This window comes from Arcicella gelida, from assembly GCF_034931025.1.
In the GTDB taxonomy this organism is placed as follows: Bacteria; Bacteroidota; Bacteroidia; order Cytophagales; family Spirosomataceae; genus Arcicella; species Arcicella gelida.
The window spans coordinates 1-12,981 of the sequence record NZ_JAYGIL010000044.1 but is presented as its reverse complement, the minus strand read 5'-3'; the positions used below and the strand labels follow the sequence as shown (position 1 = coordinate 12,981).

The window sequence follows — 12,981 nt, the reverse complement described above, 5'->3', positions numbered from 1 at the left end:
TAGAAATATGCCCATTATTCAAACGTCTTACAGAACTTCACATATCTGGAAGGACGCACATTTTTCAACAATATATCCAAGTACGCTTAGAAAAGTAACTGGAATTCAATACGAACGTGAACGATTAGAACTGTGGGATGGAGACTTTTTAGATTTAGATTGGTCGAAAGCAGGAACTATTGGTAAAAAAGCAAAACCCAAAAAGAAAGAAGAAACAAAAGTGGAGGAAGTGATTCAACCCAGTAAATCTTTAGCGATACTTTCACATGGATTTTTAGGAAATACTACAAGACCATATTTATTAGGAGGAGCGAAAGCTTTTAATTCAATTGGTTGGGACGTGCTGGCTTGGAATCATAGAGGATTAAGTGGAGAAAAAAACCGCCTAGAGCGAATGACAATTCATGGAGGAAGTGATGAGTTAGAAGCTGTCGTAAATCATGCTTTAACGAAAGATAATTATGAAGAAATTGTGTTGGTGGGTTACAGCAAAGGAGCTAATATTTCCTTGAAATATGCAGGTGAAAAAGGAGAAGATATTGACGATAAAGTAAAAAAAGTAATCGCAATTTCTTGTCCAACAGATTTACAAGGAAGTGTAAATGCAATGGGAAAAACTGGGTTTTATGCTGAAAGATTCAAAAGTAAATTATTGAAATTTTTAAAGAATCGTTGGGAGTTGATTGATAATCAGATTTTTAGGGAATTTGATAAATATAAATACCTTGAAGATTTTACCAACAATTATATTGCTCCATTGCATGGAATGAAAGATGCGGAAGAGTATTATGAGCAATGTGCTGCAGCACCTTATGTTCCTAAAATCAGAATTCCCGCTTTTATTTTAAATGCCAAAAATGACCCAGTTTTATCTGAAAGCTGTGCGATGTTAGAAGTCGCTAAAAACTCAGATTATATTTTTTCGGAGTATCCAAATTATGGTGGACATTGTGGCTTTTACGCTTCAAATCCCGAAGGGTTGTATTACGGTGATAAACGAATGTTGGAGTTTGTACAGGATAAAATTGTGGTGTAATTAATGGCTTTGGGCGATAGGCTGTAAGCTTTAAGCAAGTACAAATACAGCCTATTGCTTAAAGCCTAAAGCCCACGAAATCTTATAAATCCAAATACTTCTCCCGCTGTAAAAACTTGTTTTTGGGTAGGTAATTCAACAAAACCATCACAATCTGTCAGATTGGCAAAATCAGCTGAACCGCTTCCTAAAAAGGGCTTTGCCATCATTTTTCCTGCTTCAAAATAGGTTTTTACAGGTACGAAGTACGTTAAATCTGGCTTGAAAATAATGTCTTTGTCTAATATTACTTCTTCATGTTTAATCTCTGATTTTAACGTTGGTAAAACATATTTGCAGAAACATAAAAAAGTAGAAACTGGATTTCCGGGTAATGCAAAAATGATTTTTCCAGTCGGTGTTCTTCCAAACCACATGGGTTTTCCTGGTTTTTGGGCTACTTTATGAAAGAGTTTTTCTAAACCTAAATCAGCCAAAATAGCAGGTACAAAATCTTTTTTTCCTGCTGAAACCCCTCCGCTTAGGAGTAAAATATCATAAGTAGCAATGATTTCTTTCAACTTTTGGTAGAGTACTTTTTCTTCATCAATCAAATGAAAAGTAGAAGTTTCGACTCCAATTTGTTGTAAAGCTGCCGCCAACATATAAGCATTTGAAGTACGAATTTGATAAGCTAAAGGTGTTTTGTCAATTTCCACCAACTCGTCGCCCGTTGAAATAATAGCAATTTTAGGCGTACTCAGTACTTGTACTTTACTTTTTCCCACAGAAGCCATTACGGCAATTTCAGCAGGACTAATTTTGATGCCTTTTTCCAGTAAAACGTCTTCAGCTTTTCGGTCTGAGCCTTGAAGATGTACATTTTGCCCTTTTTTAATTTCTTCATTTGGAATACTAAAAGATGCCCATTTTACTTCGCCTTCTTGCTGAATATTGATGTCTTCATAACGCACTACGGTATCGCAACCGAAAGGTAAAATTGCCCCCGTCATTACTTCGATGCCCTTGCTGACATCTTGCAAAATCTTTTGAGCTTCGCCTGCAAACTGAATATTTTTAATGGTAATTTTTTGAAAGTCTATCTTTTCAAAACAAAAAGCCAAGCCGTCCATGGCTACTCTGTTGAATGGCGGAAAATCTCGGTCGGCAAGGATATTTTCTGCTAAAATCCTACCGACAGACGACAATAGAGGAACTTCCGAAACTGTTGTTTCATATTGGTTGGATAATACAATTTTTAGGGCTTCTTCTACTGAAATCATAAGAATAGTTGGATTGTTAGCCAAAACTCAATTTCGACTAAACGTAGGGAATCAAGATTAGATATTTACCTTTGTGCAAAAATAAACAGGATTCCTTTGGGAATCGTTGATTCTTTAGATTTTTGTTCAAACGGATTTTTGACCGATACGATATGAAAACTTTTACACATTTAGATTCCGACAATCAGCCTTCGATGGTGGATGTTTCTGAAAAAGCCATTACTAAACGCACGGCAATTGCCCAAAGTATTGTGGTGCTGACTGACGAAATTATGGCAAATTTTCAGGATGGCGACCTTAAAACGAAGAAAGGTTCTGTGATACAAACGGCAATTATAGCGGGAACGATGGGAGCAAAAAAGACGTCTGATTTGATTCCGCTTTGCCATCCATTGGGTTTAGATTCTTGTAAGTTTTCAACAGAAATATCAGGAAATGAAGTAATTATTACTTGTACTTGCTCGCTTACAGCAAAAACGGGTGTAGAAATGGAAGCCCTGACAGGTGCAAGTATTGCGGCTCTGACTATTTATGATATGTGTAAAGCTTTTTCGCATGACATCATCATTAAAGAAACAAAACTGATTTCAAAAACTGGAGGAAAAAGTGATTATAAGCTGTGAGCTTTCAGCTTTCGGTCATCGGGTTTCGGGTTTTAGTTTTTAAAAATGGAGTATTTGAGGGAAATTTTAAACGAATGGAAAACTTTGATAAAGTAAATAATATCTTTTTAACCAAGGATACAAATTTGAAAGTCAATAACGGATGTCCAAAAGCCGAAAGCCGAAAGCCGACGACCGAAAGCCTCAAACTCAATGGATTAATTCTTTCTGGAGGTATGAGTACTCGGATGGGAACAGAGAAGCGTTTATTGAATTATCATGGCAAAAGTCAGGAACAGTATCTTTATGAGTTAATGAAACCTTTTTGTGATGAAGTATTTGTGTCAATCAATGCTAATCAACAAACAGAATTGCCTTTTATTCAAGATATTGAGCTAGCTGTGAAAAGTCCGATTGTGGGAATTTTTTCCGCTTTTCAACAATTTCCTGAATCTGCTTGGCTGGTAATTGCTTGCGATATGCCTTTGGTGAGTCAAGAAACGATTGAGTTTTTGCTTAAAAATAGGAATCCAGAAAAGTATGCTACAGCTTTTGAAAATCCAGAAGAACATTTTCCAGAACCTTTGCTAACGATTTTTGAAGCTAAATTTTTCGAGCCTTTACAAGTATTTATTCTGCAAGAAAAAAAATCGACAATGCGACTTTTACAAAGTTTAGACATAGGATTACTTCAAATTCCAGATGTTAAAATGTTGAAGAATGTTAATACTGTGGAGGAGTTTAACAGCTTTCAGCGATGAGATTTTGGATTTCGGATGTCAGATTTCGGCAATCAGCAAAACAAAATATTTTCAACCTTAAAATATTAATTAATTCATTCTTCATTTATAAAACATACTTTAAAACTTAAGACTGAAAGCTCACGGCTCGTAGCTAAATAAAAATATTATGTCCGAAACCCGAAACCAGAAATCCGAAATCCAAAATCTAAATAAAACCCTCATTATCATCGTCGGACCAACTGCTGTTGGAAAAACTGATTTGTGTGTAAAACTTGCCAAGTTGCTTGATACAGAAGTAGTTTCAGCAGATTCTCGCCAATTTTACCGTGAGCTTGCCATCGGAACAGCCAAACCTACTAAAGAAGAAATGGATGGAGTACCACATCATTTTGTCAATTCACATTCTATTCTTGATTATTATTCGGTTGGCGATTTTGAGCGTGATTGTCTAAAGGTTTTAGAAGAAATTTTTAGCAGAAAAGATACTGCAATTTTAACTGGAGGTTCGGGAATGTTTGTTAAAATGATTACTGACGGCATCGACGAAATGCCCGAAGCTGATTTAGAATTGCGACAACAATTGGCAGAACGCTTTGAAAAAGAAGGTTTGAGCCAATTAAAAGAAGAATTAAGAGTACTCGACCCTGTTTATTTTGAACAAGTAGATGACCAAAATACACAAAGAGTATTGCGTGCTTTAGAAGTTTGCTTATCGACAGGCAAGCCTTTTTCTAGTTTCAGGAAAAATCAGAAAGCAGAACGACCTTTCAAAATGCTAAAAATTGCATTGGAACGTCCACGAGAAGAACTTTATGCAAGAATTGATACTCGTATGGATTTGATGTTAGCAACAGGTTTGGAGGACGAAGCCAAAGCTGTAATGGAATATAGAGAGCATTATGCCTTGAAAACCGTTGGCTATCGAGAAATTTACGAGCATCTTGATGGAAATTATGACCGTGAAGAAATGGTAAGATTATTGAAAAGAAATTCAAGGAGATATGCCAAACGACAAATGACTTGGTTTAAAAATCAAGATGAATTTCATTGGTTTGATGCCAAAAATGTGGCGGAAATTACTTCTTTTATTACAGACGAGCTAAAACAAATGTAGCGAAACCTAAAAGGCTTCGCTACAAATCATCCTTAAACCAAAACTAAATAGATAATGTGTTCTAAAAATGCCAATCAAGGCAAATTCGACCTAAGATCGAGTAATATTATTGTTATTCTTCACGCTTAAAAGCTTGAAGTAAAATTTTGCTTCCAATACTTAATAAACGGCTTTCCTTATTCAATATTGTTTTTTTCTGAATATCAGGAACAATATTTTTTGATTTCATTTCTTTTCTTTCAACCTTCTTTCCCGACAGCAAATTATGTGGAAATCCGATGGCTAATGCACTATTAGACAAAGTGATAACCGTAAATAATGTAAGAGCAATTGTAAAAGATTTCATCGTTATGATTCGTTTTAAATGTTCTATATATGTGTCGTAGGAGTGGTTCTTTAATTACAATACAAAGTTAAGTGTTTTGTTAGGTACTATGCAATACATAATACCATAAATTTTGTTAAAATCTGTACAAGTGGTTAAGAAAAAGGATGAGTGGAATTAGGTTTGTCTATAAGATGTCAAAAAAGTATAAAACGTTGCAAGCAAAATAATTTTTTTGAAATTTTTTCAGTATTTTATTTCTCATAAAAATACTACAATCCCTAATTTTAGCATAGCCTAAAATTTTTTAGCCTTAAAATAGTAATATTTCTATAGCTTGATTACGTATATTGATTAGAGTTTAAATGCTTGCAAATTAGAATAATTGAGCATAGATTTCGGAAAAATCAATATTTGTTAATATTCTGTGCTAAGAAGCCCATTCTTAGAAAAATCAAATAAATCAACATAAAAGGTTGAGCTTTTTCGTCATGCAAACTATTTTAGAAAAATTAAACATTAAATCTGTCAATTTCGGAACGAGTACAGGCTTAAATGCTTGGTCATCTGGTGAAGAATTGCTTGCTTCATTTTCGCCTGTCGATAATCAATTGATTGCTCAGGTGACAAAAACTACTTTTCAAGATTATCAACAAGTACTTGAAAAGGCTAATGATGCTTTTAAAACTTGGCGAAACATCCCTGCACCAAAACGTGGAGAAATTGTTAGACAAATGGGAATGGCTTTTAGAGAGTATAAGTCTGAACTTGGTCAACTTGTTTCTTATGAAATGGGAAAAAGTTTACAAGAAGGCTTAGGAGAAGTACAAGAAATCATTGACATCTGTGATTTTGCTGTTGGACTTTCTCGACAATTGTATGGCTTAACGATGCACTCCGAACGTCCAGCGCATAGAATGTATGAACAATATCATCCTTTAGGAATCGTTGGCATTATTTCAGCATTTAATTTTCCTGTAGCCGTTTGGTCTTGGAATGCCATGATTGCTTGGGTTTGTGGCGATGTTTGTATTTGGAAACCTTCAGAAAAAACGCCATTAACAGCTATTGCTTGTCAGTATATTATTACTTCGGTACTAAAGGAAAATAATGTTCCAGAAGGAGTATCAAATATTATCACTGGCGATTATCAAGTAGGAGAATGGCTTACTTCAGATTATAGAGTACCATTAATTTCTGCCACTGGGTCAACCAGAATGGGTAAAATTGTTGGAGCAACTGTCGCTGCTAGAATGGGCAAAAGCTTGTTAGAATTAGGTGGGAACAATGCCATTATCATTACAGAAAATGCAGATTTGAATATTGCAATTCCTGCTGTTGTTTTCGGTGCAGTTGGCACTGCTGGTCAGCGTTGTACTTCTACCAGAAGATTAATTGTTCATGAGTCGATTTATGAATCAGTAAAAGAACGTTTAATAAAAGCATATCAACAATTACGCATTGGGAATCCTTTAGATGAAAATAATCATGTCGGTCCACTGATTGATATCAAAGCCGTTGAGGCTTATTTGAAAGCCGCAAAAGCAGTACATCAAGAAGGTGGAACAATGTTAGTTGATGCAGAAGTACTTTCAGGTGATGGTTATGAATCTGGTTGTTATGTAAAGCCCTGTATTGCTGAAGTAAAGCCCGATTTCAGGATTGCAAAGCATGAAACTTTCGCTCCAATTTTGTACCTTATGTCTTATTCAACTATTGAGGAAGCAATTGATATTCAGAATGATGTACCTCAAGGTTTGTCGTCTTCTATTTTTACTCTAAATATACGTGAAGCAGAAATGTTTTTATCCGTCAATGGCTCAGATTGTGGAATTGCCAATGTAAATATTGGTACTTCTGGTGCAGAAATTGGTGGAGCTTTTGGTGGAGAAAAAGAAACTGGTGGAGGAAGAGAATCTGGCTCTGATGCTTGGAAAGCTTATATGAGGCGACAAACCAATACCATCAATTACGGAAAACAATTGCCTTTGGCACAAGGAATAAAATTTAATTTATAGAGGTTTAATTTTAGTGATTGAGTGAGTTGTGTGTTAGTGATTTTTATAAATCTGGAATTCTTTACTTGAACATCACAAATAAAAATAATCACTCATTCACTAACTCATTCAATCACAACTAAAAAATGAATATGAAAACGCAAGAAACAATCACTAAATCTCTCATGGAAAAGCTCTGGGAGGGCTATTGCCAAAGAGTAAAATATGCAAAACAATATGCAGACTTGGTGTTATCAAAAGGTGGAAATGTAGTGAATGACCATTGTGCTTTCCGTACCTTCAATACACTAACGGGTAAACAACCAGCTGGGATTCCTGCCATTGCTGAAATACTTGAAGCCTTGGGTTATGAAAAAATATCGCCCTACTCTTTTCCATCAAAACATTTGAATTCATTTCATTATCAGCATCCTACCAATATTAATTTTCCGAAATTTTTTGTAACACAATTAGAAGTAACTGAACTTTCAGAAGCAACACAAATTTTGATTAATGAAGCCGTGAAAGATGCTCCTGATTTGTTAGCTGGTGAAGCACGTCAATTGTTAGCTTCTTTGAAACATAATAAAGAATTGATTACAGCAGAAGCCGACCGTTTGGTTGAGGCGTTGGTGAAATACTTCTCTCGTCCTTGGTCGCCTGTTAAAAAAGATACAATTTTAGCGGTTAATCAGGAATCTCAATTTGCTGCTTGGACGCTCTTGCATGGTAATTCAGTCAACCATTTTACAGCTTATATCAATTATCAAAATGTACCAGAATGGGATGGAATTGAAGGTACAATGGCAGCTTTAGAAAGTATTGGTGTACCAATAAAACCTGCAATTGAAGGTGAAAAAGGAAGTAAACTACGCCAAAGTTCAACGCAAGCGATTGATGAAGATTGTCCAGTGATTGAAATTGACGGAAGTTTAGGAAAACTTAATTGGTCTTATGCTTATTATGAATTGGCAGAAAGAGGATACCTTGAAACGGATGGTAAAAAAGTTTGGTTTGATGGTTTTTTAGGAGAACAAGCAACTAACCTTTTTGAAATGACGAAAAGAAATTAGGAGTTTAGATTTGTGGTTTCGGATTTCGGATTTCAGCTTTTTTGATACAGTATTCTGATGGTAAGATTAAACCGCCAGAATACTTCACTTCACAACAAATAAATTTCACCCTCAGCAACTGACAGCTTTTAGTCAAGGTTAAAAGCTGTCAGCTAATCGAATAAAATCATGAAAAATATATTAGTAATTGGGATGGGCAAAGTCGGCTCATTGGTTGGAATTCTATTGTCCAAACGTTTTGAAGTAAAGGGTTTAGATAAGCATTTCCCTTCATCAGAAATTCCTTTTGAAGTAATCAAAGGAGATGTTACAGACTTAGTTTTCTTGCAAAATTTAATTCCAAAATTTGATGCTGTCGTTTCTTGTATGCCCTATAATTTGAATTTAAAGATTGCTCAAACGGCTCATAAAAATGGGAAACATTATTTCGATTTAACCGAAGATGTACCGACGACGAGTGCTATCCGAAAAATGGCGGAAGAAGGAAGTTCAGCAGTTTTAGCACCACAATGTGGCTTGGCTCCGGGTTTGATTGGAATTGTTGGGGCAGATTTAGCCAAACGTTTTACCAAACTTCGTGATATTGAATTAAGAGTAGGTGCATTGCCAAAATACCCTAATGGATTGCTGGGATACTCTTTTACATGGTCGCCAGCGGGTGTGATTAATGAGTATATCAACGATTGCGAAGTAATTCATAATGGGAAATTAAAATTAGTATCGGCTTTGGATGGTCTGGAAACCATCAATATTGAAGGAAACGAATTCGAAGCTTTTAGTACTTCTGGAGGCTTAGGAACGATGTGCGAAACCTTCGAAGGAAAAGTAGATACACTGAATTATAAAACGATTCGCTATCCCGGTCATGGAAAATTAATGAAGTTTTTACTCTATGAATTAATCTTAAAAAATCGGAGAGAATTACTAGAAGAAATACTTACAGAAGCCAAACCGCCTGTGCAAGAAGATGTTGTTTACGTATATGCTGTAGTGGAAGGTTGGAAAAATGGCGTTATCGAAAGAGAAGAATTTTACAGGGCTTATTCGCCTATTTTGATTGATGGAAAATATTGGCGAGCAATTTCATGGACAACTGCGGCTTCAATCGTGAGTGTTATTGAAATGGTAGCAGACAAAAAGCTACCCCAAAAAGGATTCATTAAACAAGAAGAGATAGATTTTAATGACTTTTTAACAACAACTACAGGGAAGTTTTTTAGATAAAATATTGATTTTAAATTCTTGGTTTTCAATTGGCTATTGAATGTTTTATTTAGCCAATTGAAAACTTTTTCTATTTTTGTGAAAAGACAGACTCAAATATTGGTTTTTGCCCTTTTGTATGAAAATACATCTTCAGAAAAGAAGTATAAAAATATTATTTTATTGATAATACTTCTTAACACCTCCTCCAAATAAATACTACTTAAAAATTGCTTAAATAACCTTTATTGAAATGATTTTTTTTACTCGTGGAATAGTATCGGATGATGAGATTTTGTCAGGAATTTTAGGCGACTCAGTAGCGAAAAGAGCTACTGAAAATAAGCTGTATGAACAATTCGCTTATTTGATTAAAGATGCTACGTTTAAACATCAACTTTCTGAGGATGATGCAGCAAGTTTATACTCCGATACCATTCTTGTTGTTATCGAAAATATCTTAAATAAACGCTTTGAAGGTAAATCTTCCTTAAAAACATATCTTTTTCAAATTTTTTCTAATAAATGTGTTGACTTCTTGCGAAAAACTTCGACTAACAAGATGAGCGTCTATAAAACCGAATCAATTGATGATTTATTAGTCGCTGTGCCAGATGAAACCAAGAGTATTTTACAAAAATTGGTGTCTGAAAACGAAGTAAATATTCTAAGAACCAAGATTAAACAAATAGGAGAGAAGTGCCAACAAATGATGATGGCTTGGAGCGAAGGTTTAGCAGATGAAAAAATAGCTTTTGAAATGGGTTATCAGTCTGCTAGTGTCGTTAAAACGAGTCGTTTAAGATGTTTGGAAAAATTAAAAGCATTATACAAACAAATTTAAAATGTATTTTTTAATACTTATTTCCAGATTTAAAGAATAAGTTCTGTTTCTATTAATCAATTAAAAATTGTAAGAAGATGTTAGAAAGAATTGAATCATATTTTAATCATACTTTAAGTAATGAAGAGCGTCAATTGTTTGAAGCAAAATTGAGAACGGACGACGTTTTGGCAAATGAAGTAGCATTTTATTTAAACACTAAAATTGCTGCTCGTGAAAATGCTAAAGAAAAGAGAAAAAAGGAATTTGAAGAGCTTAGAAAAAAGCTAGTAAAAAAAAATAAAGTTCGTTTGAACGGATGGATTACTGGCATTGCTGCTTCGGTACTTATTGCTTTTGTTACATGGGTTTTTGTTCAAAAGAATAACGTAAATGCTGATGAAATTGCTGATGTTTATATTCAAGAGCATTTTGAAAATTTGCCTGTGAAAATGGATGGTAGCACGGATAGTTTACAAATGGGTTTGAGATTTTTCAATCAAAAATCATACAAGGATGCTCAAGCTATTTTCGATAAAATGTTAGAAAGAAAACCAGATGGTGCAGAAATTTTAAAAGTATCTGGAATTACGGCATTGAAATTAAAGGATTATCAAAAAGCTGTAATTCGTTTTCATGAATTAGGTAAACAAGAAAATTTATTTACTAATCCTGGTAAATTCTATGAAGCTTTAGCATTGATGAAAATTAAACCTTTGAATAAAAAAGTTGTGGAAGAATTGCTCAATGAAGTGATTAGTAATGATTTAGAAGGAAAATCGACTGCTGTTGAAATACTTAAACAATTATAAATGCCTCAATTTTAACTAAACATTTAATCACTATGAGAAGATCTCTATTGTTACTTCTACTCTCCATTTTTCTATTGGTAGGCATATTTTTTTACTTTATGGGTTTAAAACCTAGTAGTGCTAGGAAAGAAATAGTTGCACCAATTAAAACTAAAATTGATTCGCTGATTCAAGCGAAGCCAGATGTGTTTCCGTACTCTTATGTGGAAGGAACAGGTTATGTTTTGAAAGATAAACAGGTAGTATATTTTGGAAAATCGGATACTACTGAGGCTAGAAGACAAGAAGTAATTGCTGAATTTCAAAAAGAATTAGAGGCTTATTGGAAATGGGAGATTCTATTTGGTAATAAAAGTCTTGTTGCAGATTCTAGTAGCGTTGCTCCTACTGATGAAACTCCAGGAATTACAGATAGAGTTGGTCAACTTTTTGATGTTACAGACTTAATCAAAGTTGAAATTGATACTGTTAACAATTGTAAGTGTGATAAAAATTTTATTTTGCTTACGGGCAAAGATTTACACTTGATTAATACCATTCCTAATCCAGATGGAGGAGGAATTGGTAGCGGACCACCGCCACATGATATTGTGCCAATTCCAAGTACAGGCAGTATTCCGCTTGATTCTGTATCGTTTTTAGTAAATGCTAAAGGAGCGAATCAAACGATTGTTACAAATGGTACGAATGGTAAAATTTTAGTGGGAATTATTGATACTGGGTTTAACGCTGAGAGCTTTAATAATGGGTATTTTACCACAGGTTTGGATTATAATTTCTTGAACAATACCAATCAAATTCAAGATAATAATGCAGACATTCATGGCACTAAAGTATCGAGAATCATCATTCAAAATGCTCCTAAAAATGATCAAATTCAATTAGTTGGCTTAAAAACTTTTGATGAAAATTATGCTGGAGATTTATATCATAATGTTTGTGCTTTGATTTATGCCCATAAAAATAACATCAATATCGTCAATGCGAGTTGGGGTACTTATTTGAAACAATCAGATGCTGTTTTTTCTGCTGTATTGAAAGATTTACAAAATGCTGGTATGGTTTTAATTTGTTCAGCAGGAAATGATAATCTTGATATTGATGATGAAAAATACTGGCCTGCTTGTTATGCAAGTAATGATACTTTAGGCAACAATGTAATTTCTGTAACCAGTAAAAGCGGTACAATTTGTCAGAATCAATCGAAATCAGGAAAGAACATCAATTTCACTGTAAAAGCCGATGAAAATTGTAAACATAGTGTTCCTAACAGTTTGGCACAAAGTGGTTCATCTTTTGCAGCACCTTATGTAACTTCTGAAGTAATAAAATATTTTTTAACTAAACCTGCTAGTTTTAATAAAACAACTTTCACTAACACCTTAACTGCAACACCACCCGCCAGTGGTATTTCTGTCTATCAAAATCCATAAAATTTGATAGATATTACATAGTCTGATTGTCTTTTTCGGAAGATATATCAGACTATTTCTTTGTAATTTACCTTTAGTAATTCTAGATAAGGATCGCCATTCAGTCCTAACAATTGAGCAAAAGCTGGTTCGGTTTTAATTCCTCCTTTTTTCAAAGCAATTACTTTTTCTTTAAACTGTTCACCATACGCTTGCAAGATTTGATGTTCAATGATTAAATGTTTGTAAGCGAACTGTTCTTTTGTATGTAGGTTTTACCCGAAAATCTCAACTTCAAAATCTTCAATCCTGAAATTTGCGATAACTGAATCTTGACCATGAATTTCACGAGACCAACACTTAAATGCTGTGAAATGACTGAAATGAGTTATCAAAAAATCTGCGAAATGTTGTTTTTCTGACCATTCGCAAATAATGTCTAAATCGCTTGTCTCAATATCGGCTTCCCTTTAATCTTGTAAATATTTAATAATCAACACATTGCCAATAAAATAACCCCGAAGAAGTGTCAATACTGGCAATTTTCGGGGTTTTTCTGTATTTTGTTACTGCTAAGAA

At 34.3% G+C, this 12,981-nt stretch carries 12 protein-coding genes and 1 pseudogene; 10 read left to right on the top strand and 3 right to left on the bottom strand.

Annotated elements, in window-relative coordinates; translation table 11 throughout:
* Window positions 1-7: 7 nt before the first annotated feature.
* On the top strand, window positions 8-1,036 hold the full coding sequence (locus tag VB776_RS22835) for a YheT family hydrolase (RefSeq protein WP_323699184.1): 1,029 nt from the start codon (window positions 8-10) through the stop codon (window positions 1,034-1,036).
* Between the two features lie 65 nt (window positions 1,037-1,101).
* On the opposite strand, the gene VB776_RS22830 is transcribed toward VB776_RS22835, so the two are convergent.
* Entirely contained in the window at window positions 1,102-2,298 is a 1,197-nt protein-coding gene (locus VB776_RS22830) for a molybdopterin molybdotransferase MoeA (RefSeq protein WP_323699183.1), read from the bottom strand.
* 152 nt (window positions 2,299-2,450) lie between these two features.
* Here VB776_RS22830 and moaC point away from each other — a divergent pair, with 152 nt between their 5' ends.
* From moaC to miaA, 3 genes are all read left to right on the top strand, one after another.
* Window positions 2,451-2,921, top strand: a complete 471-nt coding sequence (gene moaC / locus VB776_RS22825) for a cyclic pyranopterin monophosphate synthase MoaC (protein WP_323689652.1) — start codon at window positions 2,451-2,453, stop codon at window positions 2,919-2,921.
* 74 nt (window positions 2,922-2,995) lie between these two features.
* Window positions 2,996-3,661, top strand: a complete 666-nt coding sequence (locus VB776_RS22820) for an NTP transferase domain-containing protein (RefSeq protein ID WP_323699182.1) — start codon at window positions 2,996-2,998, stop codon at window positions 3,659-3,661.
* A gap of 148 nt (window positions 3,662-3,809) precedes the next feature.
* On the top strand, window positions 3,810-4,757 hold the full coding sequence (gene miaA, locus VB776_RS22815) for a tRNA (adenosine(37)-N6)-dimethylallyltransferase MiaA (protein ID WP_323699181.1): 948 nt from the start codon (window positions 3,810-3,812) through the stop codon (window positions 4,755-4,757).
* Between the two features lie 112 nt (window positions 4,758-4,869).
* Here miaA and VB776_RS22810 read toward each other — a convergent pair whose 3' ends face one another.
* Window positions 4,870-5,103 (bottom strand): hypothetical protein, encoded by a 234-nt coding sequence (locus VB776_RS22810; protein WP_323699180.1) that lies wholly within the window; start codon window positions 5,101-5,103, stop codon window positions 4,870-4,872.
* Window positions 5,104-5,573: 470 nt separating this feature from the next.
* On the opposite strand from VB776_RS22810, the gene amaB reads away from it, so the two are divergent.
* The 6 genes from amaB to VB776_RS22780 all read left to right on the top strand — a co-directional run bounded on the left by amaB (window position 5,574) and on the right by VB776_RS22780 (window position 12,423).
* A complete protein-coding gene (gene amaB, locus VB776_RS22805) occupies window positions 5,574-7,100 on the top strand; it encodes an L-piperidine-6-carboxylate dehydrogenase (RefSeq protein ID WP_323699179.1) in 1,527 nt (508 codons plus the stop codon).
* A gap of 131 nt (window positions 7,101-7,231) precedes the next feature.
* Entirely contained in the window at window positions 7,232-8,152 is a 921-nt protein-coding gene (locus VB776_RS22800) for a DUF1338 domain-containing protein (RefSeq protein ID WP_323699178.1), read from the top strand.
* 168 nt (window positions 8,153-8,320) lie between these two features.
* Window positions 8,321-9,376 carry a saccharopine dehydrogenase C-terminal domain-containing protein gene (locus VB776_RS22795; RefSeq protein WP_323699177.1) on the top strand — a complete coding sequence of 352 codons (1,056 nt, stop codon included), beginning with the start codon at window positions 8,321-8,323 and terminating at the stop codon, window positions 9,374-9,376.
* Between the two features lie 232 nt (window positions 9,377-9,608).
* Window positions 9,609-10,199 carry an RNA polymerase sigma factor gene (locus tag VB776_RS22790; RefSeq protein WP_323699176.1) on the top strand — a complete coding sequence of 197 codons (591 nt, stop codon included), beginning with the start codon at window positions 9,609-9,611 and terminating at the stop codon, window positions 10,197-10,199.
* Window positions 10,200-10,276: 77 nt separating this feature from the next.
* On the top strand, window positions 10,277-10,990 hold the full coding sequence (locus tag VB776_RS22785; RefSeq protein ID WP_323699175.1) for a tetratricopeptide repeat protein: 714 nt from the start codon (window positions 10,277-10,279) through the stop codon (window positions 10,988-10,990).
* A gap of 32 nt (window positions 10,991-11,022) precedes the next feature.
* Window positions 11,023-12,423, top strand: coding sequence for a S8 family peptidase (locus VB776_RS22780; RefSeq protein WP_323699174.1), 1,401 nt, complete (start codon window positions 11,023-11,025; stop codon window positions 12,421-12,423).
* Between the two features lie 47 nt (window positions 12,424-12,470).
* On the opposite strand, the pseudogene VB776_RS22775 reads toward VB776_RS22780, so the two are convergent.
* A pseudogene (locus VB776_RS22775) lies at window positions 12,471-12,860 on the bottom strand (DUF4269 domain-containing protein).
* Window positions 12,861-12,981 lie beyond the last annotated feature (121 nt).

Excerpts from the sequence above, each read along its gene's own strand:
- VB776_RS22795 (WP_323699177.1), top strand. The coding sequence starts at position 8,321 with ATGAAAAATATATTAGTAATTGGGATGGGCAAAGTCGGCTCATTGGTT.
- VB776_RS22820 (WP_323699182.1), top strand. The coding sequence starts at position 2,996 with ATGGAAAACTTTGATAAAGTAAATAATATCTTTTTAACCAAGGATACA.
- miaA (WP_323699181.1), top strand. The coding sequence starts at position 3,810 with ATGTCCGAAACCCGAAACCAGAAATCCGAAATCCAAAATCTAAATAAA.
- VB776_RS22810 (WP_323699180.1), bottom strand. The coding sequence starts at position 5,103 with ATGAAATCTTTTACAATTGCTCTTACATTATTTACGGTTATCACTTTG.
- VB776_RS22800 (WP_323699178.1), top strand. The coding sequence starts at position 7,232 with ATGAAAACGCAAGAAACAATCACTAAATCTCTCATGGAAAAGCTCTGG.
- VB776_RS22830 (WP_323699183.1), bottom strand. The coding sequence starts at position 2,298 with ATGATTTCAGTAGAAGAAGCCCTAAAAATTGTATTATCCAACCAATAT.
- VB776_RS22785 (WP_323699175.1), top strand. The coding sequence starts at position 10,277 with ATGTTAGAAAGAATTGAATCATATTTTAATCATACTTTAAGTAATGAA.
- amaB (WP_323699179.1), top strand. The coding sequence starts at position 5,574 with ATGCAAACTATTTTAGAAAAATTAAACATTAAATCTGTCAATTTCGGA.
- moaC (WP_323689652.1), top strand. The coding sequence starts at position 2,451 with ATGAAAACTTTTACACATTTAGATTCCGACAATCAGCCTTCGATGGTG.
- VB776_RS22790 (WP_323699176.1), top strand. The coding sequence starts at position 9,609 with ATGATTTTTTTTACTCGTGGAATAGTATCGGATGATGAGATTTTGTCA.
- VB776_RS22835 (WP_323699184.1), top strand. The coding sequence starts at position 8 with ATGCCCATTATTCAAACGTCTTACAGAACTTCACATATCTGGAAGGAC.
- VB776_RS22780 (WP_323699174.1), top strand. The coding sequence starts at position 11,023 with ATGAGAAGATCTCTATTGTTACTTCTACTCTCCATTTTTCTATTGGTA.